This is a genomic window from Pseudomonas sp. MYb2, from assembly GCF_002979955.1.
Lineage (GTDB): Bacteria > Pseudomonadota > Gammaproteobacteria > Pseudomonadales > Pseudomonadaceae > Aquipseudomonas.
Window position 1 is genome coordinate 1 of the sequence record NZ_PCQC01000013.1, and the last position, 23,893, is coordinate 23,893.

At 59.6% G+C, this 23,893-nt stretch carries 26 protein-coding genes; 19 read left to right on the forward strand and 7 right to left on the reverse strand.

What is annotated here, in order from left to right; all coding sequences use genetic code 11:
- The first annotated feature begins 79 nt into the window (after positions 1-79).
- On the forward strand, positions 80-697 hold the full coding sequence (locus CQ009_RS20190) for a TPM domain-containing protein (protein WP_105708390.1): 618 nt from the start codon (positions 80-82) through the stop codon (positions 695-697).
- A gap of 352 nt (positions 698-1,049) precedes the next feature.
- Positions 1,050-2,267 carry an SAM-dependent methyltransferase gene (locus CQ009_RS20195; RefSeq protein WP_105708393.1) on the forward strand — a complete coding sequence of 406 codons (1,218 nt, stop codon included), beginning with the start codon at positions 1,050-1,052 and terminating at the stop codon, positions 2,265-2,267.
- Positions 2,268-2,362: 95 nt separating this feature from the next.
- On the opposite strand, the gene CQ009_RS20200 is transcribed toward CQ009_RS20195, so the two are convergent.
- Positions 2,363-3,253 (reverse strand): DMT family transporter, encoded by an 891-nt coding sequence (locus CQ009_RS20200; protein ID WP_105708396.1) that lies wholly within the window; start codon positions 3,251-3,253, stop codon positions 2,363-2,365.
- A gap of 271 nt (positions 3,254-3,524) precedes the next feature.
- Between CQ009_RS20200 and CQ009_RS20205 the strand changes: the two genes are divergently transcribed.
- The 3 genes from CQ009_RS20205 to CQ009_RS20215 all read left to right on the forward strand — a co-directional run bounded on the left by CQ009_RS20205 (position 3,525) and on the right by CQ009_RS20215 (position 4,953).
- Positions 3,525-4,106 (forward strand): DJ-1/PfpI family protein, encoded by a 582-nt coding sequence (locus CQ009_RS20205; protein WP_064388539.1) that lies wholly within the window; start codon positions 3,525-3,527, stop codon positions 4,104-4,106.
- A gap of 13 nt (positions 4,107-4,119) precedes the next feature.
- On the forward strand, positions 4,120-4,425 hold the full coding sequence (locus tag CQ009_RS20210) for a ribbon-helix-helix domain-containing protein (RefSeq protein WP_007916314.1): 306 nt from the start codon (positions 4,120-4,122) through the stop codon (positions 4,423-4,425).
- A 183-nt stretch (positions 4,426-4,608) separates the two neighbouring features.
- Positions 4,609-4,953 (forward strand): YegP family protein, encoded by a 345-nt coding sequence (locus tag CQ009_RS20215; protein WP_064388537.1) that lies wholly within the window; start codon positions 4,609-4,611, stop codon positions 4,951-4,953.
- A 129-nt stretch (positions 4,954-5,082) separates the two neighbouring features.
- Here the strand turns inward: CQ009_RS20215 and CQ009_RS20225 are convergent, their stop codons facing one another.
- Together CQ009_RS20225 and CQ009_RS20230 are read right to left on the reverse strand one after the other, a co-directional pair.
- On the reverse strand, positions 5,083-5,964 hold the full coding sequence (locus tag CQ009_RS20225; protein WP_105708399.1) for a dihydrodipicolinate synthase family protein: 882 nt from the start codon (positions 5,962-5,964) through the stop codon (positions 5,083-5,085).
- A 23-nt stretch (positions 5,965-5,987) separates the two neighbouring features.
- On the reverse strand, positions 5,988-6,770 hold the full coding sequence (locus CQ009_RS20230) for an aldolase (RefSeq protein WP_064388534.1): 783 nt from the start codon (positions 6,768-6,770) through the stop codon (positions 5,988-5,990).
- Positions 6,771-6,876: 106 nt separating this feature from the next.
- On the opposite strand from CQ009_RS20230, the gene CQ009_RS20235 reads away from it, so the two are divergent.
- Positions 6,877-7,419, forward strand: coding sequence for a helix-turn-helix domain-containing protein (locus CQ009_RS20235; RefSeq protein ID WP_105708401.1), 543 nt, complete (start codon positions 6,877-6,879; stop codon positions 7,417-7,419).
- Between the two features lie 102 nt (positions 7,420-7,521).
- Here CQ009_RS20235 and CQ009_RS20240 read toward each other — a convergent pair whose 3' ends face one another.
- Positions 7,522-8,541: a DUF4917 family protein gene (locus CQ009_RS20240; protein ID WP_105708404.1), complete on the reverse strand. Its 1,020-nt coding sequence runs from the start codon at positions 8,539-8,541 to the stop codon at positions 7,522-7,524.
- Positions 8,542-8,697: 156 nt separating this feature from the next.
- Here CQ009_RS20240 and yiaY point away from each other — a divergent pair, with 156 nt between their 5' ends.
- Positions 8,698-9,846, forward strand: coding sequence for an L-threonine dehydrogenase (yiaY, locus tag CQ009_RS20245; protein WP_105708406.1), 1,149 nt, complete (start codon positions 8,698-8,700; stop codon positions 9,844-9,846).
- Here the strand turns inward: yiaY and CQ009_RS20250 are convergent.
- Positions 9,843-11,009 (reverse strand): MFS transporter, encoded by a 1,167-nt coding sequence (locus CQ009_RS20250; RefSeq protein WP_064388530.1) that lies wholly within the window; start codon positions 11,007-11,009, stop codon positions 9,843-9,845. The two genes, yiaY and CQ009_RS20250, sit on opposite strands and share 4 nt — an antisense overlap.
- A gap of 15 nt (positions 11,010-11,024) precedes the next feature.
- Positions 11,025-12,260: an aminotransferase class I/II-fold pyridoxal phosphate-dependent enzyme gene (locus CQ009_RS20255; RefSeq protein WP_256585461.1), complete on the reverse strand. Its 1,236-nt coding sequence runs from the start codon at positions 12,258-12,260 to the stop codon at positions 11,025-11,027.
- Positions 12,261-12,493: 233 nt separating this feature from the next.
- On the opposite strand from CQ009_RS20255, the gene CQ009_RS20260 reads away from it, so the two are divergent.
- From CQ009_RS20260 to CQ009_RS20275, 4 genes are all read left to right on the forward strand, one after another.
- Positions 12,494-13,402 (forward strand): LysR family transcriptional regulator, encoded by a 909-nt coding sequence (locus CQ009_RS20260; protein WP_064388527.1) that lies wholly within the window; start codon positions 12,494-12,496, stop codon positions 13,400-13,402.
- 246 nt (positions 13,403-13,648) lie between these two features.
- Complete coding sequence (locus tag CQ009_RS20265) at positions 13,649-14,842, forward strand: CaiB/BaiF CoA-transferase family protein (RefSeq protein WP_105708410.1); 1,194 nt, start codon at positions 13,649-13,651, stop codon at positions 14,840-14,842.
- Positions 14,839-15,765 (forward strand): hydroxymethylglutaryl-CoA lyase, encoded by a 927-nt coding sequence (locus tag CQ009_RS20270; RefSeq protein ID WP_064388524.1) that lies wholly within the window; start codon positions 14,839-14,841, stop codon positions 15,763-15,765. Before CQ009_RS20265 ends, CQ009_RS20270 begins: the two co-directional genes overlap by 4 nt.
- A 171-nt stretch (positions 15,766-15,936) precedes the next feature.
- Entirely contained in the window at positions 15,937-17,268 is a 1,332-nt protein-coding gene (locus tag CQ009_RS20275) for an MFS transporter (RefSeq protein WP_064388522.1), read from the forward strand.
- A gap of 146 nt (positions 17,269-17,414) precedes the next feature.
- On the opposite strand, the gene CQ009_RS20280 is transcribed toward CQ009_RS20275, so the two are convergent.
- Entirely contained in the window at positions 17,415-17,903 is a 489-nt protein-coding gene (locus CQ009_RS20280) for a DMT family transporter (protein ID WP_064388520.1), read from the reverse strand.
- A 77-nt stretch (positions 17,904-17,980) separates the two neighbouring features.
- Between CQ009_RS20280 and CQ009_RS20285 the strand changes: the two genes are divergently transcribed.
- The 8 genes from CQ009_RS20285 (at position 17,981) to CQ009_RS20320 (ending at position 23,807) form a co-directional block, all read left to right on the forward strand.
- Positions 17,981-18,892, forward strand: coding sequence for a LysR substrate-binding domain-containing protein (locus CQ009_RS20285; RefSeq protein ID WP_177431002.1), 912 nt, complete (start codon positions 17,981-17,983; stop codon positions 18,890-18,892).
- 27 nt (positions 18,893-18,919) lie between these two features.
- A complete protein-coding gene (locus CQ009_RS20290; RefSeq protein WP_105708414.1) occupies positions 18,920-19,648 on the forward strand; it encodes a hypothetical protein in 729 nt (242 codons plus the stop codon).
- Positions 19,649-19,677: 29 nt separating this feature from the next.
- Entirely contained in the window at positions 19,678-20,406 is a 729-nt protein-coding gene (locus CQ009_RS20295) for a hypothetical protein (RefSeq protein WP_105708416.1), read from the forward strand.
- A gap of 4 nt (positions 20,407-20,410) precedes the next feature.
- On the forward strand, positions 20,411-20,827 hold the full coding sequence (fos, locus tag CQ009_RS20300; RefSeq protein ID WP_105708418.1) for a fosfomycin resistance glutathione transferase: 417 nt from the start codon (positions 20,411-20,413) through the stop codon (positions 20,825-20,827).
- 60 nt (positions 20,828-20,887) lie between these two features.
- The gene (locus tag CQ009_RS20305; protein WP_064388510.1) at positions 20,888-21,526 is read left to right on the forward strand and encodes a LysE family translocator; all 639 of its coding nucleotides are present in this window, start codon (positions 20,888-20,890) and stop codon (positions 21,524-21,526) included.
- Positions 21,527-21,605: 79 nt separating this feature from the next.
- Complete coding sequence (locus CQ009_RS20310) at positions 21,606-22,955, forward strand: bifunctional diguanylate cyclase/phosphodiesterase (protein ID WP_105708421.1); 1,350 nt, start codon at positions 21,606-21,608, stop codon at positions 22,953-22,955.
- A 116-nt stretch (positions 22,956-23,071) separates the two neighbouring features.
- Positions 23,072-23,227, forward strand: coding sequence for a KGG domain-containing protein (locus CQ009_RS20315; RefSeq protein WP_007911485.1), 156 nt, complete (start codon positions 23,072-23,074; stop codon positions 23,225-23,227).
- Between the two features lie 76 nt (positions 23,228-23,303).
- On the forward strand, positions 23,304-23,807 hold the full coding sequence (locus tag CQ009_RS20320) for a DUF4142 domain-containing protein (RefSeq protein WP_064388507.1): 504 nt from the start codon (positions 23,304-23,306) through the stop codon (positions 23,805-23,807).
- Positions 23,808-23,893 lie beyond the last annotated feature (86 nt).

Here is a 23,893-nt window from a genome sequence, read left to right on the forward strand (position 1 = left end):
CGGCGGGGGCAGTTTCGGCGGCGGTGGTTCATCCGGCGGCTGGTGACATTAAAAGAATAATGAGCAGGCACTTTTCAACATGGCATTACTGACTGAACACGAACAACGCAAAGTCGCCGAGGCGATCGCCCGGGTCGAGCGCGACACCGACGCCGAACTGGTGACGGTACTCGCCGCCCGCGCTGATGACTACGCTTACATCCCGCTGTTGTGGGCGAGCCTTTTGGCGCTGGTGGTGCCCGGCGTCGTGCACTACCTGACCGGGTGGTTGACCATGCACAGCTTGCTGCTGGTGCAGTGGGGCGCGTTTATCGTGCTGTGCCTGCTGTTTCGTTTGCCGAAAATCACTACCCATCTAATCCCGCGTCGCGTGCGGCATTGGCGCGCGTCGAACCTGGCACGCCGGCAGTTCCTCGAGCAGAACCTGCATCACACGGTGGGCAGTACCGGCATGCTGATTTTTGTCTGTGAGGCGGAGCGGTATGTGGAGATTCTGGTGGATGAGGGGATTTCCAAACGGCTCGACAATAAATCCTGGGATGCCATTGTCGCGGCGTTTACCGAGCAGGTGCGGCAGGGGCGCACGCTGGAAGGGTTTGTGACGTGTATCGAGGCGTGTGGGGAATTGCTGAAGGTGCATGTTCCGGTGACGCAGGTTCGGAATGAGTTGCCGAATCGTCTTGTGGTTTTGGGGTAGTTTGCAGACTTTTTCATTCGGCTTGAGGACCATACCCTCACCCCAGCCCTCTCCCAGAGGGAGAGGGGGCCGACCGAGATGTCTTGCGCTCGACATCGACCTGAAAGACCGAGTCGATTATGGATCAACAGATGATCGTTTGATTTGATGCTTTTAATACCCGAGTTCGACTCGGTATTTCAGGTCGGCGTAACTCGTGAAAACACCTCGGTCAGTCCCTTCTACCTCTGGGAGAGGGTTAGGGTGAGGGCCGCTTTAACCAACCGTTCGGTAAATAAGAGCGTGTCCCCAACCCCCATCCCCCCTAAAATACCCGCCATTCCCGATTTCGCCCGTCCGAGGCCGCTTTTTCATGTCCGTTACCGCCCCAGCCACCCAGCCTGCGCCCGATCACCACGTCCAGTTCATCGAGCTGCTGCAAACCAGCCTTGAACAGAACGGCTTCATCAAACTGGTGCTGGCCAAGTACGTCGGTGAAGAAGCGGATCTGCAGCGGGTCATCATCAAAGCGGTGACGGTCAAGGCGCAGCCGAATCTGTCCTTTGTCTATCGTTACAAGATTCGCGATATCACCAAGAATCTGCCGTTGAGCGAAGGCGTGGCGACGATTGCCGCGCTGCTGCCGACCTCGTTCAAAAATGCGCATTTACTTGCGGTCACTGACGAAGCTCAGCTGGAATACAGCAAAAAGGGCAAATCTTCGCTGTTCAAGAGCAAACCTCAGCAATTGCGCGAAGCACCGTCCGCCGAGCATAACCGTGAGAAAAACCGTTTTCTTGAACTGAGCCGACCGTTCCTCAGGGACCTGGGCGTGACCAACGCGCAGCACGAGCTGATCCCCGCGATGTCGCGCAAGTGGAAGCAGATCAACAAGTTCATCGAAGTGTTCAGCCATGCCCTGACCTCGTCGCCGCTGGCGCTGGACAAACCGGTGCGCGTGGCCGATTTCGGTTCGGGCAAGGGTTACCTGACGTTTGCGATTCACGATTACCTGCGCAATACCTTGCAGGCCGAAGGTGAAGTCACTGGCGTCGAGTTGCGTGAGGAAATGGTCAACCTGTGCAACGCAGCGGCAGCAAAGCTCGAGCATCCGGGGCTGGTGTTCAAGTGCGGTGACGTGCGCAGCGTGGCGCCGAGCGAACTGGACGTGATGATCGCTCTGCATGCCTGCGACATCGCCACCGACTACGCGATCCACACCGGTATTCGCTCGGGTGCGTCGATCATCATGTGCTCGCCGTGCTGCCACAAGCAGATCCGCCTGCAGATCCAGAGCCCGGCGCTGCTCAAACCGATGCTGCAATACGGTTTGCACTTGGGCCAGCAAGCGGAAATGGTCACCGACAGCTTGCGTGCGCTGTTTCTGGAAGCCTGCGGTTACGAAACCAAGGTTTTCGAGTTCATCTCGCTGGACCACACCAACAAGAACAAGATGATTCTGGCGGTGAAACGCGCCGAGCCGGTGGATCCGGCTCAGCTGTTGGTGAAGATTCAGGAGTTGAAAGACTTCTACAACATCAGCGAGCACTGCCTGGAAACGCTATTGCGCGCCGACGGCTTCCTGGCCTGATCCGATCCGTGTAGGAGCTGCGGCACGCTGCGATTTTTTGATCTTGTTTTTAAGGGCAAAATCAAAAGATCGCAGCGTGCCGCAGCTCCTACAGCTTATGTGGTGGCGATGCGGGCCGGTTGCACCGCGGTTTTGCGGCCGAGCATGACGGTCGCAATCACCCCGCAGGCAAACACCCAGGTAATCGGCTCGACATGCTCACCAAAGAACAACGCCGAAAACGCGATGGTGAAGAAGATCTGCAACAGCTGCACTTGACTGACCCGGGAAATCCCGCCCATGGCCAACCCGGCGTACCAGGCAAAGAAACCAAGAAACTGCGAGAACAGCGCCACATAACCAAACGCCCACCAAGTCTTGGCCGACACCGCGCCGTGATGCTGCAGCGCCAGATACAGCACCGGCCCGATCAACAGTGGTGTCGACAGCACCAGCGCCCAGCAGATCACTTGCCAGCCCCCCATTTCCTTGGCCAACCGGCCACCTTCGGCGTAACCCAGCCCGCCGACCGCAATCGCGCCAAGCATCAGCAGATCGCCCGCCTGAATACTGCCGGCCCCGGTGTACAGCGCATAACCGAGCACCAACGCACTGCCCAGCGCCGCGCAGGCCCAGAAGGCTTTCGACGGCCGCTCATGGGACAACCACGCGGCGTATAGCGCCACGCACAGCGGTTGCAAGCCGTTGACCAGCGCCCCGTGGGACGCCGGCAAGGTTTGCATGGCCCACGCCGACAACACCGGGAAACCGAGAATCACTCCGGCGATCACCAGGCTCAGGCCTTTGACCTGCCGCCACGTCGGCCATTTCTCGCGACGCCACAGCAACAGCAACGCCGCCGGGATCGCTGCAAACAATGCGCGACCCAAACCGTTGAGCAATGGATGCAGTTCCTGCACCACGATGCGGGTGAAGGGCAGGGTGAGGCTGAAAATCACCACGCCGAGCAGGCCGAGGGCCATGCCGGTGTTTTCGCGCGAGGACATGATGGTGGACCAGAATTGAAGGTGGCAGGGAATGACCTTTATAAAGCCATAAACCGGGTGGTTCGGGCTGTTACAGCTGGGCACAGACTTAGGCGTACAGTTTGCCGGCGTCATCGCGAGCAGGCTCACTCCTGCATTTGAAATGCGTTCCCCCTGTAGGAGTGAGCCTGCTCGCGATGGCGCCAACTCAGTAGTAGCCGGTTGTTACCCGAGCCGCTGGATAAGGTCTACCTTGAATACTCCCAAGCATTTCCCCAGAGGAGTCCTCCCCATGGCCGCGAAAAAGATCCTGATGCTGGTCGGCGATTACGTCGAAGATTACGAAGTGATGGTGCCGTTCCAGGCCCTGCAAATGGTTGGTCACACCGTCCATGCCGTGTGCCCGGACAAGGCCGCCGGCCAGACCGTGCGCACCGCCATCCATGATTTCGAAGGCGACCAGACCTACAGCGAGAAACCCGGTCACCTGTTCGCCCTCAATTTCGATTTCGCCAAGGTCGGCGAGGCCGATTACGACGCGCTGCTGATCCCCGGCGGCCGTGCCCCGGAGTACCTGCGCCTCAACGAAAAAGTCCTCGACCTGGTGCGCGCCTTCGACAAGGCCGGCAAACCGATTGCCGCGGTCTGCCACGGCGCGCAACTGTTGGCAGCCGCGGGCGTTCTGGAAGGTCGCGAATGCAGCGCCTATCCGGCCTGCGCCCCGGAAGTGCGACTGGCGGGCGGTACGTACATCGATATCCCGGTGACGGCAGGCCACGTTCAAGGCAATCTGGCCACTGCCCCGGCATGGCCGGCGCATCCGCACTGGCTGGCCGGGTTCCTCGGTTTGCTCGGCACCAAAATCACCCTGTAACGAGGAATCGCCGATGTGCGAGCTCTACGTCAAGGCTGACCCGATTCTCTACGAATCACGTTCGCGCTCGCTGCGCATCTGCGGCGTGGTGACGACGCTACGCCTGGAAAATCAGTTCTGGGACATCCTCAGCGAAATCGCCGAAGTCGACGGCATGACCACCAATCAATTGATCGCCAAGCTGTATGAAGAGGTGATGGATTATCGCGGCGAGGTGGTGAATTTTGCCTCGTTCTTGCGGGTGAGTTGTATGCGCTATCTGAGTCAGCGGCGGGTGAGTGCGCCGGAGTTGTCGGTGGTGCGGGCGGTGGTGAAATAGCCAGCACCGAGTTGCCTCATTCGCGAGCAGGCTCGCTCCCACTTTCGACCGCGTTCTCCAACTGGAATGCGCTCAAAGGTGGGAGCGAGCCTGCTCGCGAAGGGGCCGGTACAGGCGACAGGTAGTCAGGACTGGTCTTTACTCTGAAGCGCGAAATCTCTCAATTGCCAAGGAGAAACGAGCATGTCCGGATGGTACGAAATCAGTAAAAGCAGCAACGGCCAGTTCAGGTTCGTGTTGAAAGCAGCGAATGCCGAAACCATTTTGACCAGCGAGCTGTACACCACTCGCGCAGCGGCCGACGGCGGCATCGCTGCGGTGCAAACCAATAGCCCGCTGGATGAGCGCTACGAGAAGAAATCGACGAAGGACGGCCATCCGTACTTCAATCTGAAAGCGGCCAATCATCAGATCATCGGCAGCAGCGAGGCGTATTCCTCGGAGTCGGCGTGCGACAAGGGCATTGCCAGTGTGAAGACGAACGGTCCGAGCAAAGTGATCAAGGACAAGACCTTGCCTGTCCTCTGAACTCACCACATCCCCCTGTAGGAGTGAGCCTGCTCGCGATAGCGGTGGGCCAGTCGACACATGCTCAACTGACCCACCGCTATCGCGAGCAGGCTCACTCCTACAGTGGTTTTTGCGGTGCCAGTGAGATCAGCGCAGGGTCTTCAGGATCGTCTGCAATTGAGTCTGGCCTGCTTCACTCAGCGGGAATACCGGCAAGCGTGGATCGCCAACCTCCAGCCCGGTCTGCCGCAAGCCAGCCTTGATCGTCGCCGGCAAGCCACCCTTGAGAATGAAATCCAGCAGCGGCAACTGGCGATAGAACAGATCCCGCGCCCGATCCAGGTCGCCAGCCATGGCCGCGTCATAAAGATCCAGATTCAACTGCGGGATCAGGTTCGGCGCCGCCGTGCACCAGCCTTTCGCCCCGGCGGCAAACGCCTCCAGCGCCAGCGGATTGCAGCCGTTGTAGAACGGCACCTGACCTTCGCCGAGCAATTGCAGCTTGTGCATGCGTTGAATATCGCCAGTGCTCTCCTTGACCATGGTCACGTTTTCCACGGCGTTGACGATGCGCAGAATCAAATCCACCGACATGTCGGTGCCGCTGGTGGCCGGGTTGTTGTAGAGCATGATCGGCACGCCGATGCTCTCGCCGATGGCGCGGTAGTGGGCGAGGATTTCCGCCTCGGTGAGTTTCCAGTACGAAGCCGGCAGCACCATCACCACATCGGCGCCATGGGCTTCAGCGAAACGCGCGCGGCGTACGGCTTTGGCGGTGGTCAGGTCGGAAACGCTGACGATGGTCGGCACACGTTTGGCCACATGCTTGATACTGAATTCGGCGACCTGATCCCACTCCGCGTCGCTCAGGTAAGCGCCTTCGCCGGTGCTGCCCAATGGCGCGATGGCGTGGACGCCGCTGTCGATCAGGCGATCGATCGATTGACCCAAGGCGGGCAGATCCAGTCCTTCGCCGTTGGCGCCGAACGGGGTGATGGTGTAGCCGATGATGCCGTGAATATTGGACATGAGGTTGTCTCCGTAATGGGTGTTCAGTTCAGGCAATCGGCGTGTTGGCGCAGGTTCTGCCGGGCGTAGTAATTGAAGGCAGCGGCGTGGCGTTTCGGCTTGGCAATCCAGTCATGAGCCTCGCGGCCCAGCTCGGGGATGATCGGTTTGATCGTGCCCGCCGCCATCGCCAGCAGTTGCAGCTTGGCCGCGCGTTCGATCAGTTGGGCGATGACACACGCCTCTTCGATCGTCGTGCCGGTCGACAATTGACCGTGATGCGAAAGCACAATCGCGCGTTTGTCGCCCAACGCGCCGGCAATCAGTTCGCCTTCTTCGTTACCCACCGGCACCCCCGGCCAGCCTTCGAGAAACGCGCAGTCGTCGTACAGCGGGCACAAGTCCATGTGGGAAATCTGCAGTGGAACTTCGAGCATCGACAGCGCGGCAACGTGGGTCGGGTGCGTATGGATGATGCAGTTCACGTCTGGACGAGCGCGGTACACCCAGCTGTGGAAACGGTTGGCCGGGTTGGCCATGCCGTGACCTTCGAGCACTTCGAGATCCTCGTTGACCAGCAGCAGGTTGCTCGCAGTGATTTCGTCGAAACCCAGGCCCAATTGCTGAGTGTAATAGGTGCCGGGCTGCGGGCCGCGAGCGGTGATTTGTCCGGCCAGACCGGAGTCGTGACCGTTCTCGAACAGAATCCGGCAGGTCAGAGCCAGCTTTTGCCGGTCTGTCCACGTATTATCCGCCAGGCTTTTTTGCATCTGGATAAGCGCTTGCTTGACCAGTTGGTCTTTGGGTAGTGCTAATGTCTTGGCCATGTCTGTGTCCTTTGGGGGATTGCAAATGACACTAAAGAGGCTATATGACACAAAGTGTCATTGGCAAGCACGAATTGTCGCTTCCTTGCTGGAATAATCGCCGCGCATGTCTATCCGTTTGAAATTGTTGAGAAAAAAACTTGGTGTAACCCTTGAAGCATTGGCCGAAAAATCCGGCATGACCAAGAGTTATCTGTCGAAAGTCGAGCGCGGGCTGAATACCCCGTCGATTGCTGCTGCGTTGAAACTGGCGAAGGCGTTGAACGTGAAAGTCGAGGAATTGTTTTCCGAAGACAACGTCAGCCTCGACAGCTACAGCCTGGTGCGCAGCCATGAGCGCCAGTCACTGGCGGCGAATGATCAGAGCCCAGGTTATGCGGTGCTGGCCCATCAGGTCAGCGAGCGTAACTTGCTGCCGTTCATCATCTACCCGCCAAAAGAGTTCAGCGACAAGACCTTCAAGGAGCATCTGGGCGAGGAGTTTTTGTTCGTTCATGAAGGGCAAGTGGAAGTGGATTTCATGAACGAGAAGGTGCTGCTGCAGCGCGGCGATGCGCTGCACTTCAATGCGCAGAAACCGCACCGGATCAGGTCTGTGGGGGAGGTGCAAGCGCAGTTGCTGGTGGTGGTGCACAGCGCCGAAGAATGAGTTGATTGGGCTAAAGCTATCGCGAGCAGGCTCACTCCTACAGTTGAAATGCGATCCCCTGTAGGAGTGAGCCTGCTCGCGAAGGCGTCAGTCAGGCCTGCATCAAACCTCGACCGGCACCGATAACTTCGGACTGCCAAGCGCATGCGTCTTCGCATCAAAAAACCGCAACGCAACCCCCGTCCCCTCAAACACCTGCGCGTAATGCCGCTTCTGATGCTGAACAAACGCCGCACTGCGCGGGTAAATCGAGATCGCCACCGTCGCAGGTTTCGCCAATCGCAGCGCCCGCACGATGTGCGCATCCTGCTCGCCCAACGCATGGCCAAAGATGCACAGACTGCCGCCATGCTCGAGCAATTGCTCATAACAGAACGACAGATAATCCGAACTGCGAATGGTCTTGAGCTTGTCCGCACTCGGCCCTTCGGTGACGAACAGCGGCACGTCATCCAGCGTCTTGATCGTATTGTTGATCGCGAAGCTACCAAGCAACGTGCCTTCGGTTGAGGTCAGTTTGCGCGCGGTGCCGTCCTGATTGCGCACCAGATGCAGACCACCGTGCAGATACAGCAAACGCGGTTTGTCAGTGCTGCTTTCGCTCAGGTCGAAACTCGCATTGGGGGCGTTGAACAGGTCGTCGATGGCGTCTCTGTTGTGTTGCAGCGCCCAGTAGTTGAGCAAGTCGTAATTGGTGGTGAACACCGTGCGGTAGCGCGCCAGTTCTTCATTCAGTGTCGCCAGCGTCGAGGCTTTCACCAGCCGCCACGGAATGTGCACCGCGTGCACGGTGTTGATCAGCGCTTCCTTGATCGCGTAGTAGCGATTGCGCGGCGCCGCCGAACTGACGGCCAGGGCCTTGTTGACCCGACTGGTGGTTTTCAGAGCGCCGAGCACCTGCTCGAAGCTGCGCGTCTGCATGGCGTCGAACACCGCCAGTTCCGACGGGCTGAGCGGTTTTTCTTCCACGGTGCGGGCGTTTTCGAACAGCGAGTCGTAGCCGAAATCGTCCCACACCGCACGGCTGGCACCATTGCCCACCAACAAGCCGTTGAAGTCGGTCGCGGCGCGCAGGGTGTTCCAGTCTTCAAGGCTGGCGTCGACATCCAGAAAATCGGTCATTGCGTAGGCGGTCTCAAAACAAAGGGGCTGATGGGCGGCGACTTTATCACGAGCGGGCATTGAGCCAGATCAACATCGCTCGTGACCGATCGGTCGATGCTGTGTCTATCCGCCGAACCGGAGCAGTCGATTCGGCCCCAGTCAGGAGACGCGCGCATGACCAGTACCTTTTTCATTCCGGCGGTAAACATCATGGGCAATGGTTGCCTCGACGAAGCCATGGTTGCGATCCGCAACTATGGTTTTCGCAAGGCGCTGATCGTCACCGACACCGGGTTGGCCAAGGCCGGCGTGGCAACCATGGTCGCCGAGAAACTGGAGATGCAGGACATCGATTCGGTGATCTTCGACGGCGCCAAACCGAATCCAAGCATCGCCAACGTCGAGTCCGGCCTGGGTTTGCTCAAGGAAAGCCGCTGCGACTTCGTCGTGTCCCTTGGCGGCGGTTCACCCCACGACTGCGCCAAAGGCATTGCCCTGTGTGCGACCAATGGCGGACAGATTGGCGATTACGAAGGCGTTGATCAATCGAGCAAACCGCAACTGCCGCTGATCGCCATCAACACCACCGCCGGCACCGCCAGCGAGATGACCCGTTTCTGCATCATCACCGACGAATCGCGCCACGTGAAAATGGCCATCGTCGACCGCAACGTCACGCCACTGCTGTCGGTCAACGACCCGGAACTGATGGTCGCCATGCCTGAAGCCCTGACCGCCGCCACGGGCATGGATGCGCTGACTCACGCCATCGAAGCCTACGTCTCGACCGCCGCCAATCCGATCACCGACGCCTGCGCGCTCAAGGCCATGACCCTGATCAGCAACAACCTGCGTCTGGCCGTGCGCGACGGCAGCGACCGCGCCGCACGGGAGAACATGGCGTACGCGCAATTTCTCGCAGGCATGGCGTTCAACAATGCCTCCCTCGGTTATGTGCATGCGATGGCGCATCAGTTGGGCGGTTTCTATGACTTGCCCCATGGCGTCTGTAACGCCGTGCTGCTGCCCCATGTGCAGACGTTCAATGCGCTGGTCTGTGCCGAGCGGCTGAACGACGTTGCCCACGCGATGGGCGCCGACATTCGGGGTTTTAGCGCCGAAGAGGGCGCGCAAGCGGCCATCAGCGCGATCCGCTGTCTGGCCAAAGACGTTGAGATTCCCGGTGGCTTACGTGAACTCGGCGCCAAGCTCAGCGACATCCCGTTACTCGCCAGCAATGCCCTGAAGGACGCCTGCGGTCTGACCAATCCTCGGGCGGCGGATCAGCGCCAGATCGAGGAAATCTTCCGCAACGCCTTCTAACGCTTGGCGCCGATCGGCGCCATCCGTACACAGAACATCGCGCCGACGGCCAGCAACGTGCACAGCAGCGACAGGGGCCAAGCGTGTGGGCTGGCGATCAGACTGGCCAGCGCGCCGATGATCGCCGCCATCAATTGATGAATGAACCCGCTCAGCGCCATTGCATACGCCCCGGCAATCGGCGCGCCATCGTTGGCGCGCGACAGGCTGATCGGGTAGTTCAATGATTGGCCGAACACCGCCACGCAATACGGCAACCAAAACAGTAACGCGATGGAACTGGCCGCCAGACTGCCCAGCAACATCACGCTGCTACCCGCCAATACCAACCCTGCGCCGACGGTCATCAACCACGCTTGGCCGGTGCGCAGCACAAAGTGATTGACCGCCAGCGCCCCGAGAAAATAGGCCGCGCTGATTGGCCAGCCGAGCAGTCCGTAATCCACCGACGACCACGCGAACGGGCCCTGCAAGATCAGGGGCGCCGCCGTGTTGAAAGCGATGATCACACCGTAGCCCAAGCCACCGGCCAGCGCCGGCAGAAGAAACGCCCGGTGCAACAGAATCTGCCGATAAGCCGACCACGATGAGGCGCTGGCCGGTTCATCAGCCATCGGGGGGAAAGCGACTCGCGACACCATCAGCGCCATCAACAGGCTCGTTGCGCCGAGCCAGTAAAAAATCGCTTGCCAGCCCGCCGTCGCCTCGATCAGCGAGCCCGCGTATTGGCCGATGCCCAAGGCCACCACGAACGAAATCGAAACCCACGACAACGCCTTGGCCAGCAGATCGCCGCGAAAGCTGTCACGGATCAGCACCCGCGCCATCACCGAAATACCGCTGGCACCGACGCCTTGCATCAGACGCAGCAGCAAAAACGCTTCAAGCGTCGAACCTCGCGGCAACGCCAGATTGGCCAAGCCGTAAATGACCAACGCTGCCAACAACACCGGTTTGCGTCCGATGCGCTGGGCCAGACTGCCCCAGAGCAACATCGGCAGCGCCATGCCGATGAGGTACAGCGACAACCCCCACGACACCTGCGCAGGTTCTGCCCGCAGATAAAGGGCGATCTGCGGCAATGCCGGCAAATAGATACTCATGCCCAACTGAGCGAGAAAAACCGTGCTGCAGGTGATCAGGAGGGTGATGCTGGCGTTCATGACTCGTCCCTGTTTTCAGTCGTCGAGATCGCAACGGTGGGTACGCAACAGACCGGTGATCACTTCACAGAAGCGCCGTATTAGCGCCGGTTGCATGTCCGCGCGCAGCGTAATACGGATGGCTGCCTTGCCTTGTGCGACCACCGGGAAAAATACCGCGCTGGTGAAAAATCCCTGTTCGGCCAATTCACTGGCAATACGATTGGCCACGTTAGCCTGTGCGCATGTGATCAACCGAATGGCCATGTTGCTGTGGCATTGATCGGTGCAGATCAGGCTGTCAAAGAGGCGGATATTAGCCTGAAGATTGCTTTGCAGCGTGGCGAACTCGGCGCTGCGATGCAGGCGGATCGACGCTCTGCCGGCACCGATCGCCGCGCAGTTGAGACTTTGCGACCAATTGCTTGGCCCGCCGTAGCGCTGAATCAGCGTCTTCTGTCGCTCGTTGCCCAACATCACCAGCCCGCCGCTGGCGCCAAACGACTTGGCCAGTGACGCGACGATCACGCAGTCCTCCTCCAGCGCCGCTACCCTTGGTCGAACGAGGCCCGCGCCCTGCTGACCGACAGCGGACAACGCATGGGAGTCATCAAGATAAAGAAACAGCCCATAGCGATCCTTTAAATACAACAGGCCTTCCATGTTGGTGACGCCGCCCATGCTGTAGGCGCCATCGGCGATGTAAGCAACGCGGCCGTGTTGCTGGCAGGCGCTCTCGAGAAAATCCATGTCGTTGTGCGGCGCAGTCACCACGCGGGTTTCGTCGGCGCACGCGGCCTTCAGATGATTCATCGAATAATGCGCGTGACGGTCAAACACCATCACTGGCGGCTGGCCTTCAGTGAAGATGCCACTCGCCAGCAAGGGCAGGATCCCGGCGCTGGCCGCGCTGCAAGACAAGGTGCTCAGGCAGACCGCATCGAACAGTTGCGACAATTCGTTCTCGTATTGCTCGAGAATCGCCAGTTTGCAGCGGTTCTTCGAGTTGGCGACGCGCAGGCTGCCGGTTTCGCGCAGGGCGGTGATGGCGCCTTCGAGCAGGGCTGGGTGATGATCGAGCCCAAGGTATGAGGTCGTACAGAAGTGATGGAATTCACGTCCGTACTGATCAAGCAGGTGGTTGGGACTCTGCACTGCAACATTGAGACCGGCGACCTTGCTCTGTTCGGCGATCTCCCAATCGTAGTCGGCCAGGGCGATGATTTTGCGGAAATTTGAATACAGATTGGGCGTATGCAACGGAAGATTCACAGGCGACATTCCTTGAGCGTAGCGATCCATGGGGTGTTGCAATTTGTGTGTGTTGCCAGACTTTACAGAACGAAAAATCCGGCAAAAATCAGCTGTTTCTGCGAATCCTGAAAGGCGACAGAGTTTTGTTTGTAGGGCGAAACCACAAAATCTATCGAGCAATCACCTGTCTGACGTGGGCGAAAATCGGGCTATCCTGCCGATACTGACCAACCCCAGTCATTGAGCCTTCCATGTTGCAAAAAAGCCTGATCCGCCGCCTCGACCTGATCACCCTGCAACTGTTTGTCGCCGTGCACGAAGAGGGCACGCTGACCCGTGCCGCCTCGCGCGAAGCCATCGCCGTGTCGGCGGCGAGCAAACGGCTGATGGAGTTGGAAGAGGCGCTCGGGATCAGTTTGTTCGTGCGCCAGGCCAAGGGCATGACGCTGACCCCGGCCGGGGAAACACTGCTGCACCATGCGCGGCAAATGCTGTTCAACGTCGAGAAAATGGGCCTTGAGCTCGGCGAACACAGTCACGGTGTGCGCGGTTACGTGCGCATGCTGGCGAACCTCTCGGCGATCATTCAGTTTCTTCCCGAAGACCTGCGCGACTTCTCCGCGCAGCATCCGCAGGTCAAGACCGACCTTGAGGAACGGCCCAGCGCCGGGGTGATTCAGGGTGTACTCGATGGCGTGGCGGATCTCGGTATCTGTTCCAACGACAGCGACACCAAAGGTCTGCACAGCGTGTTGTACCGCCAGGACAAACTGGTGGTGGTGATGCTGCCGGAGCATCCGTTGGCCGCGCGTGAATTCGTTGCCTTCAGCGAAACTCTGGACAGCGATTACGTCGGTTTGCACGCGGCCAGTTCGATCAACATGCGCACCCACGCGGCCGCGCGCCAGGCCGGTAAAGTCCTGCGAATTCGTATTCATGTGCCGGGGTTCGATGCGGTGTGCCGGATGGTTCAGGCCAACATGGGCATTGGCATTTTGCCGCAGCGCGCCTATGAACTGTTTGGTCAGGCGCTGGGGTTGCACGCGGTGCCGTTGACGGATGAGTGGTCGGATCGCGCGTTAATTGTGGTGGTACGGGATGAGGCGCGGTTGTCGCCGGTGAGTCGGTTGTTGTTTGAGCATTTGCGCGGGCAGGGCTGATAAATTTCCGCTGAATGAGCTGGCCTCTTCGCGAGCAGGCTCGCTCCCACAGTGGATGGGGGCTGAACACAGAATCTGCAGCCGCCACCAATCCCTGTGGGAGCGAGCCTGCTCTGGAAGACTGATTGGAATTCACCCCTGAGCGTTCGCATTTCGCGAACGCCCTTTGCCGAGAGACGGCTGGATTGCCCAGTCATCGTTCCTCTAGCCTTGGCCGCATATTCCAAGAACAAGAGGTACCCCGCGATGACTGCCCCCTTGAGTGCGATCAAAGTGATCGAGATCGGCACCTTGATCGCCGCGCCGTTTGCCGCGCGCATGCTCGCCGAGTTCGGCGCCGAGGTGATCAAGATCGAAGCCATGGGTCAGGGCGACCCGCTGCGCAAATGGCGCAAGCTGCACGAAGGCACGTCGCTGTGGTGGTACCTGCAATCACGCAACAAGAAATCCCTGGCGCTCAACCTGAAATCCGCGGAAGGCATCGAGCTGGTCAAGCAACTGGCCAGCGATGCCGACGTCATCATCGAAAACCTGCGCCCCGGTGCGCTGGAGAAACTGGGCCTGGGCTGGGACGTGCTCCACGCGCTGAATCCCAATCTCACCCTCGTGCGCATTTCCGGTTATGGCCAGACCGGCCCGTACCGCGACCGCCCCGGCTTTGGCGCGATTGGCGAAGCGATGGGCGGCATTCGCTACACCACTGGCACCCCCGGTTCGCCCCCGGCGCGGGTCGGTGTCAGCCTCGGCGATTCGCTGGCCTCGCTGCACGCGGTGATCGGCGCGCTGATCTCGCTGCTACGGGTCAAGACCGGGCAGGGCGGCGGGCAGATCGTCGACGTGTCGCTGGCCGAAAGCGTGTTCAACGTCATGGAAAGCCTGGTGCCGGAATACGACATGCTCGGCCATGTCCGTGAGCGCAGCGGCGGCGCTTTGCCGGGCATCGCACCGTCCAATACTTACCTCACGGCTGATGGCGCTTACGTGGTGATCGCCGGCAACAGCGACCCGATCTACAAACGTCTGATGCACACCATTGGCCGTGATGACCTGGCTGATGCCGAAGAATTTGCCCATAACGATGGTCGCGCCGCCAAAAGCGGTGTGCTCGACGCCGCCATCACCCACTGGACCAGCAGCCTGCCGATCGACGCCGTCCTCGCGGCGCTCGAAGGCGCAGAAGTGCCCGCAGGCCGGATCTATTCGGTGGCCGACATCGTTGCCGATCCGCACTATCAGGCGCGGGACATGTTGCTCAACGCCCAACTGCCCGGCGGCGCAACCGTGAAGATGCCCGGCATCGTCCCGAAACTCTCGGAGACCCCCGGCGGCGTGAACTGGTCGGGGCCGACACTCGGCCAGCACACCGACGGCATTCTCACCGGCCTCGGCCTGACTGAACTCGACATCGAACGCCTGAAAAGCCAAGGGGTGGTGCAATGATCACGGACTATTCGCAAACCTTGATCGTCCAGGAAGTCTCGCCGCGCGACGGCTTGCAGATCGAACCGACGTGGGTGGAAACCGTCGACAAAATCGCGCTGATCGATCAACTGTCGCTGGCCGGTTTCAGCCGTATCGAGGCGGGTTCGTTTGTGTCGCCGAAAGCCATTCCGGCACTGCGTGATGGCGAACAGGTGTTCAAGGGGATTCAGCGTCAACCGCAGGTGATTTACGTCGCGCTGATCCCCAATCTCAAAGGCGCGCAGCGCGCACTGGAGGCCGGTGCCGATGAGCTGAATCTGGTGATGTCCGCCAGCCAGACGCACAACATGGCCAATATGCGCATGCGCTGTGAAGACTCGTTGGCGGCGTTTGCAGAGATTGTCGCGTTCGCCAGCGGCTCCGGCGTGCGCCTCAATGGCAGTATTGCGACGACGTTCGGTTGCCCGTTCGAAGGTCAGATTGACGAGGATCGCGTGCTGCAAATCCTCGACGCTTATCAGGAGCTCGGCATTCAGGGCATCACCCTCGCCGACACCACCGGCATGGCCAATCCGCGACAGGTCGATCGGTTGGTGCGGCGGGTGTTGCAGCGGGTTTCGCCGGCGGATCTGACCCTGCATTTTCACAACACCCGCGGTCTGGGCTTGTGCAATGTGCTGGCGGCTTATGAGGCGGGGGCGCGGCGTTTCGATGCGGCGCTTGGTGGCCTCGGTGGCTGCCCGTTTGCGCCGGGGGCGTCGGGCAATATCTGCACGGAAGACCTGGTGAATCTGTGCGATGAGATCGGCATCCACACCGGCATTGATTTGCCGCTGTTGTTGCAACTCTCGCGAGGTCTGCCGGCTTTGCTTGGCCACGAAGTCCCCGGCCAATTGGCCAAGGCCGGGCGCAACTGCGACCTGCACCCGATCCCCACCTGACAACACCAATCCCCCTGTAGGAGTGAGCCTGCTCGCGATAGCGGTGTGTCAGGCAACATTTGCGGTGATTGATACACCGCTATCGCGAGCAGGCTCACTCCTACAGTTAAAAACCGAACCAGACAACAACAACAATCGGACGCCCACCGGCAGTCCGCCTGGAGAAAAGCTATGAGCCTCAATGTAATGGAGGCGGGCGCAAGCTCGTCCGTCGATCACGATGCCGAAAAAGCCCTGGTCAGCAAAGTCGCCTGGCGCCTGATGCCGCTGATCATGGTCTGTTACCTGTTCGCCTTTTTCGATCGCATCAACATCAGCTTCGCCAAGTTCCAGCTGCAAGCCGACCTGAGCCTGAGCGATACCGCTTACGGTCTCGGCGCCGGGCTGTTCGTGGTCGGTTATGTGCTGTTCGAGGTGCCCAGCAACATGATGCTGTACAAGGTCGGCGCGCGCCGCTGGATCGCCCGAATCATGATGTCCTGGGGCGTGGCGACGGCACTGATGGTCTTCGTGACCAGTGAATGGCAGTTCTACGCGCTGCGCTTTGTGATCGGTGCGATGGAAGCCGGTTTTGCCCCGGGCGTGCTGTATTACCTGACGCTGTGGTTTCCGCAGCACTTCCGTGGCCGCATCACCTCGATGCTGTTTCTCGCCTCAGCGTTTGCCGGGCTGGTCGGCGCGCCGTTCTCCGGCCTGGTACTGGAACACCTCGACGGCGTGCTGCAAATGCGCGGCTGGCACTGGTTGTTTCTGCTCGGCGGCGTGCCGTGCATCGGTCTCGGTTTTCTGGTGCTGATGCTGCTTAAGGATCGCATCGAGGATGCGCACTGGCTGACGGCTGACGAGAAGAAACTGCTGTCCAGCCGCATCGCCCAGCATGAACCGCACAAGAGCGGCGGCTCGCTGCTCGCGGCGTTGAAGATTCCCGGTTTCCTGACCTTGGGCCTGATCTACTTCCTGATCCAGGTGGCGTCCTACGGTTTGAATTTCTGGGCGCCGCAATTGATCCGCAGCGCCGGCACCGAGAGCCCGGTGATGATCGGCCTGCTGACGGCCATTCCGTACATTTGCGGGGCGATCAGCATGGTGGTGATCGGGCGCTTGTCGGACGCGACCGGTGAACGGCGCAAGTTTGTCGCCGGGCTGGTCATTGTCGGGGCGATCGGTTTTTTCAGCGCCGGGATATTTGCCAGCCACACCACGTTTCTGATCGTCGCCCTCGGCTTGCTCGGCGCCGGGATCATTGCCTCGATTCCAAGCTTCTGGACCTTGCCACCGAAGTTGCTTGCCGGTGCTGGCGCTGGCGCGGCGGGCGGGATTGCGGTGATCAACACGCTGGGGCAATTCGGCGGGATCGTCAGCCCGGTGATGGTCGGGCGGATCAAGGACCTGACCGGCAGCACCACGCCGGCGCTTTACGTGATTGGCGTGGCGGCACTGATTGCGGCGGCGTTGCTGTTGTGGGGACTGCCGCAGAAACTGCGCACGCTCGACAGGTTCTGAGATCGGCGGCGCCTGCAATGACGCCTTCGCGAGCAAGCTCGCTCCCACAGTTGATCGCATTCCTCCAGTTGGAATTCGGCACCTGTGGGAGCGAGCCTGCTCGCGAAGACTGACTTCCAGACGCTGAAAATCATCGATTAAAACGATCATCCAGCAGCCATTGCATTCCTCTCAAACACCCCGCCAAACTGAATCAACACCACTCCCGCAATCAACAACACCGCACCCAACACCCGCGACACCGTCAGCTGTTTCTCCACCAGTCCAAACAAGCCCAAGTGATCCAGAGCCATCGAGGCAATCACCTGCCCGGCCAACGCCAGCGCAACAAACCCCGAAGCCCCAAGCTTTGGCAGCAGCACCACCGCCAACGCTACAAAACACACGCCAAATGCGCCACCCGCCCACATCCACAACGGCGCCTTGCTGATAAACGCCATAGACGGCAAGGGCAAACGCAACGCCAAAATCACGGGCAACAACACCAAAACACTCACCAGCAACGACGCCAGCGTTGCCCACAACGGATGCCCCAGCCCGCGCGCAAGATTGCTGTTGATCGCACTTTGAAACGGCACTACTGCCCCGGCAAACGCGGCCAGCGCCAACAATCCGGTCCACTGCAACGTACTCATGATCAAGCTCCACAAGGTTTTGCTGGACTCTAGAGTATTCGTCGCGCAGATTTAAATTCCGTTTCGTCATCCAGAACATGCACCAGATGAATGATCTGCGCCGTATCGACCTCAACCTGCTGGTGATCCTCGACGCCTTGCTCAGCGAGCAACACGTCACCCGCGCCGCCGAGCGTCTGCACCTCAGTCAACCGGCGGTCAGCCATGCGCTGGCGCGGTTGCGCGATCTGCTCGGCGATCCGTTGCTGGTGCGCGCAGGCGCGACGCTGGTGCCGACGGCGCGGGCGCTGGAATTGGTCGCGCCGTTGACCGAAGCGCTGGCTCAGGTGCAATCGCTGCTGGCGCCGAACACCTTCGATCCGGCCAGTGCGCGTCGGACCTTTCGTGTGGCCATGTCGGACTATGGCGCGGCGATCATTCTGCCTACGCTGATCCGCACTTTGCGCCGGGAGGCACCGGGGATCGACCTGCAAATCAGCCATGCCAGTCGTGAAGGCATGCTCGAAGGCGTGCTCAATGGTGATATCGACGTTGCCGCCGGCGTCTTCCCGGAAATGCCCAACGAACTGCGCAACTCGGTGCTGTTTGAAGAGCGCTACGTCTGCCTGCTGGATCGCCAGACGCTGCCGGCCAACGGTGTGCTGGATTTGCCGAGCTACCTGTCGCGGCCGCACGTATTGCTGGAAATGCGCGGCAGCGGCACGCCGGAAATCGAGCGTGCCTTGACGTCTCTGCGTGAGCGCCGCCGCGTCGCGATCAGCCTGCCGCACTGGAACGTCGCGCCGCAGTTCATCAGTGGCACGGATCTGATTCTGACGGTGTCCTCACGCAGCGTCCGCGAGATCGATCAGCGTGAACTGATCGTGGTGCCGCCACCGTTCGAGATTGCGCCGTTTACGTTTGTACTGGCGTGGCATAAGCGGCGGGGTGGGGATCAGGCGTTGAACTGGTTGAATCGGACGATTGAGGAGGGGATAGTGCGCGGCTGAAAAGTCATCAAGGAGCGGGAAGTGACAATGAAGTCTGGCTGGATCGGTTGTGCGGCATTGTGCGGTTGGTTGCTGGCAGGGCAGGCATTGGCCGATTGCACGTCGGCACCCACGGCGCATGAGATGGATTTTTCCCTCTGCAAGGACTGGCCGGCGTATCCCGGACTGACGCTCACCGCCGCCGCCAATTTCTCACCCGATCCGGTATATGGCGCGTCAGGGACGGTGGGGCTTTACGACCTGCATTTGTCCTTGGTGACGAGCGCAGACTCGCAGCCGTTAGCGAGCTTTTATCAGCCCTCCGCATTCTCTGTGGATGCCATCGCGCTTGATGAACTGAAATTTGATACCGCCCGCTATAAGCTCGCGCCGCAATTGCAGGCCTTTGGCGTTCGGGTTCGATTCAAAGGCTCTTCCCGTGTGAATCCTGTGGATGAAACCTGGTTGTCGCTCTATGTGAAAGACGGCAACGCATTGCGTCCGGTAATGGATCGACTGGTGGTTTATCAATACGGCGGGGAGTGGGATGGCGATTGTGCAGGGGAGCGCTACGAGACGACGCGAACCGTGGCGTTGGCCAAGACCAGCACCCATGGCTATGCCGACCTGATTATCAAAACGATCAGTAGCTCAACCACAGGCAAGGGAGAGGACGCGGCGTGTGTATCCAATACTGTCGCGCAGAAACCGGTCTTGACGACACTTCGTTATGACGGCAAAAACTACGTAGTGCCTGAAGATTTCAAAGGCCACTAAGACCGATGTCTTTTACTCAAGGAAGAACAATGATCTCGCGTATCACCTTGCTGGGCTCTTTTATCGCAATGGGTCTTTTGACTATGACCGCTCAAGCCCAGCCTGTTTGCGAAGTGAAGAAGTTCGACGGCCAGTCCCTTTCGCGCTGCAAAGCGTGGCCGGCGTTCAACGACCAGTCGATTGCGGCGAAATCTTCATTTCTCTCGGATTCGGGCGACGATGAGATGGGGACGTTCGATCTGGAACTGGCGCTCGTCAGTTCGACAAGCGGCAAGAGTCTCGCTACCTATGCCAAGCCGGGTGCCTACAATTCCGATGCCATCAGTTTCGACGATCTGACAATCGATACGGCCCGTTACCGATTGGCTGCAGATGTCCGTGCATTCGGTTTGCGTTCAAAATTCGCCAGTCATGGCTCCAGAGCCAATCCTTACGCAAAAACCGATTTGGCGTTGTATGTGCGGGAGGGCAACAAATTGCGCCCTGTGCTGGAAGGCTTGGTGATTCGCAAGGAGTTCGGCGAAGGGACGGATGAATGTGGAACCGAGGACACGCAAATCCGCAGAACTATCGATATCGGCCCGACGAGCCACCATGGATTCGCCGATCTGATCGTCAGCTCGAGTGGTTCAATTTACAAATCCTTCCTGTCGGACAAGAAGTGCATCTCGAAAACTATCGAGATGAAGAAAACTCGCGTCACCCTGACCTACGACGGCGAACAATACACTGTCCCCGAAGACCTCAGAGGTTACTGACCCGATGCTCACCGGCCTCAATCACTTGACCCTCGCGGTCAGCGACTTGGATCGCAGCCTCGCCTTCTACCGTGATGTGCTGCAGTTGCGTGTCGAAGCGACGTGGGACGCCGGTGCCTACTTGTCGCTGCCTGGGCTGTGGTTGTGTCTGTCGCAAGATCCGCTGCGCAAAGCCGAGGCGTGCGGTGATTACACCCATTACGCGTTCAGCCTTGATGCAGCGGATTTCTCAACGTTCGTAGCAAAGCTAAAAATGGCGAACGTGCAGGAATGGCGGGATAACCGCAGCGAAGGTGCGTCGTTCTATTTTCTTGATCCCGATGGACACAAACTCGAAGTGCATGTCGGCGATCTGGTTTCGCGACTGGCGGCGTGCCGGCAAAAACCGTACGCCGGCATGCGTTTTTACGACGAGTCATGATCAGACACATTTGTCTGTTATAGACTGGCGGCCACGTGATCGGGCGCTTGCAGGTTTTCCATGACTCCATCGTTGTTAATGGCCGTGCTGGCCTCGGGTTTCATTTACGGTATTACGCCCGGGCCGGGTGTGCTGGCGGTATTCGGCATCGGCGCAGCCCACGGGCGGCGGGCCGGGGCGGGGTTTCTTTGCGGGCATCTGCTCGGTGATGTGGTCTGGTGCAGCACGGCGCTGATTGCGATTGTCGGCGCCCGGGAAATCGGCAGCACCGCGTTTGATGTGCTCGGTGTGCTCAGCGGTTTGTACCTGTTCTGGCTCGGCTGGCGCGCGGTGCGGGCCCAGCGGCGCAACGGCGATGAACCACAGGGCGCGGCGCGCAAGCCGTTCTGGCACGGAATTCTGTTTGGTTTGACCAATCCCAAGGCCTATCCGGTGGCGGTCGCCACGTTCACCGCGCTGCTATCGAGCCGCGCCGAACTGCTCAACTGGTCGATGCTGCCGATGTTGATTGCCCTGAGTTTCCTCGGTGGCTTGCTGGCCTACGCTATCCTCATTGGTGTGGTCGGCGCGCAGCGGGTGCGCACGATGTATCAACGTCATGAGCTGCTGATCACCCGGCTGTGCGGGGTGATGTTCATCGGTTTCGCCATCAACGCACTAATGCATGCGCTGCCTGGGCTGATGCCGAACAAGGCTTGAAGGTGTGTGCAGGGATGCGCAATCAAGAGGTCAGGGATGGTTGATCAGTGCTGCATTGCCCGGACACCCACGCTGAACCATGGAAAGCCGAAATTCCGCGCCGTTGGCGAGTTTTATAGACCTCTTGCTGGACGCCGTTTGCGCGGTCGACAAGCAGGGGCGCTTCGTTTTTGTCAGCGCCGCTTGTGAGCGTGTTTTCGGCTATTCGCCTGAAGAGTTGATCGGCCGGCAAATGATCGAGCTGGTACACCCGGCGGATCGTCAGCGTACTCTGGCTGCCGCCAACGAAATCATGGGTGGCGAACCCAAACTCAACTTTGAAAACCGTTACCTGCGCAAGGACGGCAGCGTCGTGCACATCCTCTGGTCGGCGCGCTGGTCGGAAGTCGATCAACTGCGCATCGCCGTGGCGCGCGACATCACCGAGCGCAAGCAGGCCGAATCGCGCCAGGCAGCGTTATACGCGATTTCCGAAGCGGCCCATGCGGCGGAAGATCTGCTGGCGCTGTTCAAGCGTATTCATCTGATCATCGGCGAATGGCTGCCGGCGATGAATTTCTCCGTGGCGCTGTACGACGAGCATTGTGCACAACTGAATTTCCCTTATCACGTCGACGATCACGAATTGCAGCCCGAGCAACCGGGAACCGTCACTGGGCGCTTGTGCGCGGAAGTTATCCGAAGCGGTCAGCCGATTCTTCTTACGCCGGACAGTACAGATTCCCCAGCCGATTTCGCCGAGTTGGTGGCGGGGCAGAACGCGCCCTGCTGGCTCGGCGTGCCGTTGAATTCGAAAAACGGCACCATCGGCGCCTTGATCGTCAAAAGCCTGCCCGGCGGCGAGCGCTACACCGAGCAAGACAAGGAACTGCTGCAATACGTTTGCGCCCAGGTCGCCACGGCCATCGAGCGTCAGCAATTGCACGCCCGCCTGCGACGTATGGCGCAGTACGACCAGCTGACGCAGCTGCCCAATCGTGAATTGCTGCGCGATCGCTTGAAGGCTGCGTTGGCCGGCGCTCGCGAGCAATCAGGGCATATGGCCTTGTTGTATGTCGACCTGGATCGCTTCAAACAGGTCAACGACACCTTTGGTCACGCGGTCGGCGACATGCTCCTGCAAACCGTGGCCAATCGCCTCAAGGGCTGCGTGCGGGAAACTGACACGGTGGCCCGAATTGGCGGCGATGAATTTGTCGTGCTGCTGCACAGCGTGCAGGTTTCGCAAGATGCCGACAGCGTGGCGGAAAAAATCCGACAGGTGCTGGTACAACCGATGCGCCTCGATGGCCACAACCTGCATATCGAACCGAGCATCGGCGTTGCCCGCTATCCAGAGCACGGCAGGGAGGAGCAGCAACTGTTCCGCCATGCCGATCAGGCAATGTACGCCGCCAAACGCTTGAACCATCACGCGCTCAGTAGCTGATCCGGCGGCGCCGTTCGTCGCGGCGACTGCAACTTTTCTAAACCTTTGCGGCCCGGGAAATTCTCAATCTAGGCGGGCACCTGCTCGCCACGATCATTACCAAGAGGTAGAGAATCATGCCTAATTCAAGAAACTCGAACTCGGGAAACTTCGCCAACGATCGAACGAAGGCCTCTGAAGCAGGTCGCAAAGGTGGGAAAACCACCACAACGACCGTCGACAAAGAGCCAAAACCAGACATGGGCCGCAAGCCCGCTCAGAAGTCGAAGTAGTCGGTGAAGGTAGTTTTGATTGAGAGGCGGGGGCGTAAGCTCCCGCTTGAATTTCGCAAGTAAGGAGGGCGCGACCATGAGCCGGATGGCCACCCGTATACGCAACATCAGTTTTGCATCGCTGTTGGGCCTGTGTGCCAGCAGCGCTTTTGCCCAGTCGCCCGCCGATTTCATCAACGATGCCTCGGCCAAAGGCATGGCCGACATCGAGGCCAGTCGCCTGGCTCATGGCAAGGCCGAATCCAAAGAGGTCAAGGACTACACCATCGTCGTCATCAACGACCGCACGACGGCCAACCAGCATCTGGCGAAGATCGCCAAGAAGCTCGACCTGCCCGTCGCACCGCGTGAAGAACTGGCCGGCAAGGCAAAAGAATTGATGCCGCCAGTGACCGAGGGCGCATCCTTCGATCAGGCTTACGCCGCTAGTCAGGTCAAAGCCACTGAAGAGGCCATCGAGCAGATTCAGCAGCAAGCGCAGACCACCGACGTTCCGGAGATCAAGGCGTTTGCCGACGAGACCTTGCCGAAATTGCAAAGCCATCTGGAGAAGGCTCGCGCGCTGCAGGCTAGCCGCTAATCAATAGCAAAAGATCGCAGCCTTCGGCAGCTCCTACACCAAAATTTGTAGGAGCTGCCGAAGGCTGCGATCTTTTGCTTTTTTAT

What these genes read in the sequence shown, in the direction of transcription:
- CQ009_RS20190 (WP_105708390.1), top strand. Translation starts at nt 80, where the DNA reads ATGGCATTACTGACTGAACACGAACAACGCAAAGTCGCCGAGGCGATC.
- CQ009_RS20195 (WP_105708393.1), top strand. Translation starts at nt 1,050, where the DNA reads ATGTCCGTTACCGCCCCAGCCACCCAGCCTGCGCCCGATCACCACGTC.
- CQ009_RS20200 (WP_105708396.1), bottom strand. Translation starts at nt 3,253, where the DNA reads ATGTCCTCGCGCGAAAACACCGGCATGGCCCTCGGCCTGCTCGGCGTG.
- CQ009_RS20205 (WP_064388539.1), top strand. Translation starts at nt 3,525, where the DNA reads ATGGCCGCGAAAAAGATCCTGATGCTGGTCGGCGATTACGTCGAAGAT.
- CQ009_RS20210 (WP_007916314.1), top strand. Translation starts at nt 4,120, where the DNA reads ATGTGCGAGCTCTACGTCAAGGCTGACCCGATTCTCTACGAATCACGT.
- CQ009_RS20215 (WP_064388537.1), top strand. Translation starts at nt 4,609, where the DNA reads ATGTCCGGATGGTACGAAATCAGTAAAAGCAGCAACGGCCAGTTCAGG.
- CQ009_RS20225 (WP_105708399.1), bottom strand. Translation starts at nt 5,964, where the DNA reads ATGTCCAATATTCACGGCATCATCGGCTACACCATCACCCCGTTCGGC.
- CQ009_RS20230 (WP_064388534.1), bottom strand. Translation starts at nt 6,770, where the DNA reads ATGGCCAAGACATTAGCACTACCCAAAGACCAACTGGTCAAGCAAGCG.
- CQ009_RS20235 (WP_105708401.1), top strand. Translation starts at nt 6,877, where the DNA reads ATGTCTATCCGTTTGAAATTGTTGAGAAAAAAACTTGGTGTAACCCTT.
- CQ009_RS20240 (WP_105708404.1), bottom strand. Translation starts at nt 8,541, where the DNA reads ATGACCGATTTTCTGGATGTCGACGCCAGCCTTGAAGACTGGAACACC.
- yiaY (WP_105708406.1), top strand. Translation starts at nt 8,698, where the DNA reads ATGACCAGTACCTTTTTCATTCCGGCGGTAAACATCATGGGCAATGGT.
- CQ009_RS20250 (WP_064388530.1), bottom strand. Translation starts at nt 11,009, where the DNA reads ATGAACGCCAGCATCACCCTCCTGATCACCTGCAGCACGGTTTTTCTC.
- CQ009_RS20260 (WP_064388527.1), top strand. Translation starts at nt 12,494, where the DNA reads ATGTTGCAAAAAAGCCTGATCCGCCGCCTCGACCTGATCACCCTGCAA.
- CQ009_RS20265 (WP_105708410.1), top strand. Translation starts at nt 13,649, where the DNA reads ATGACTGCCCCCTTGAGTGCGATCAAAGTGATCGAGATCGGCACCTTG.
- CQ009_RS20270 (WP_064388524.1), top strand. Translation starts at nt 14,839, where the DNA reads ATGATCACGGACTATTCGCAAACCTTGATCGTCCAGGAAGTCTCGCCG.
- CQ009_RS20275 (WP_064388522.1), top strand. Translation starts at nt 15,937, where the DNA reads ATGAGCCTCAATGTAATGGAGGCGGGCGCAAGCTCGTCCGTCGATCAC.
- CQ009_RS20280 (WP_064388520.1), bottom strand. Translation starts at nt 17,903, where the DNA reads ATGAGTACGTTGCAGTGGACCGGATTGTTGGCGCTGGCCGCGTTTGCC.
- CQ009_RS20285 (WP_177431002.1), top strand. Translation starts at nt 17,981, where the DNA reads ATGCACCAGATGAATGATCTGCGCCGTATCGACCTCAACCTGCTGGTG.
- CQ009_RS20290 (WP_105708414.1), top strand. Translation starts at nt 18,920, where the DNA reads ATGAAGTCTGGCTGGATCGGTTGTGCGGCATTGTGCGGTTGGTTGCTG.
- CQ009_RS20295 (WP_105708416.1), top strand. Translation starts at nt 19,678, where the DNA reads ATGATCTCGCGTATCACCTTGCTGGGCTCTTTTATCGCAATGGGTCTT.
- fos (WP_105708418.1), top strand. Translation starts at nt 20,411, where the DNA reads ATGCTCACCGGCCTCAATCACTTGACCCTCGCGGTCAGCGACTTGGAT.
- CQ009_RS20305 (WP_064388510.1), top strand. Translation starts at nt 20,888, where the DNA reads ATGACTCCATCGTTGTTAATGGCCGTGCTGGCCTCGGGTTTCATTTAC.
- CQ009_RS20310 (WP_105708421.1), top strand. Translation starts at nt 21,606, where the DNA reads ATGGAAAGCCGAAATTCCGCGCCGTTGGCGAGTTTTATAGACCTCTTG.
- CQ009_RS20315 (WP_007911485.1), top strand. Translation starts at nt 23,072, where the DNA reads ATGCCTAATTCAAGAAACTCGAACTCGGGAAACTTCGCCAACGATCGA.
- CQ009_RS20320 (WP_064388507.1), top strand. Translation starts at nt 23,304, where the DNA reads ATGAGCCGGATGGCCACCCGTATACGCAACATCAGTTTTGCATCGCTG.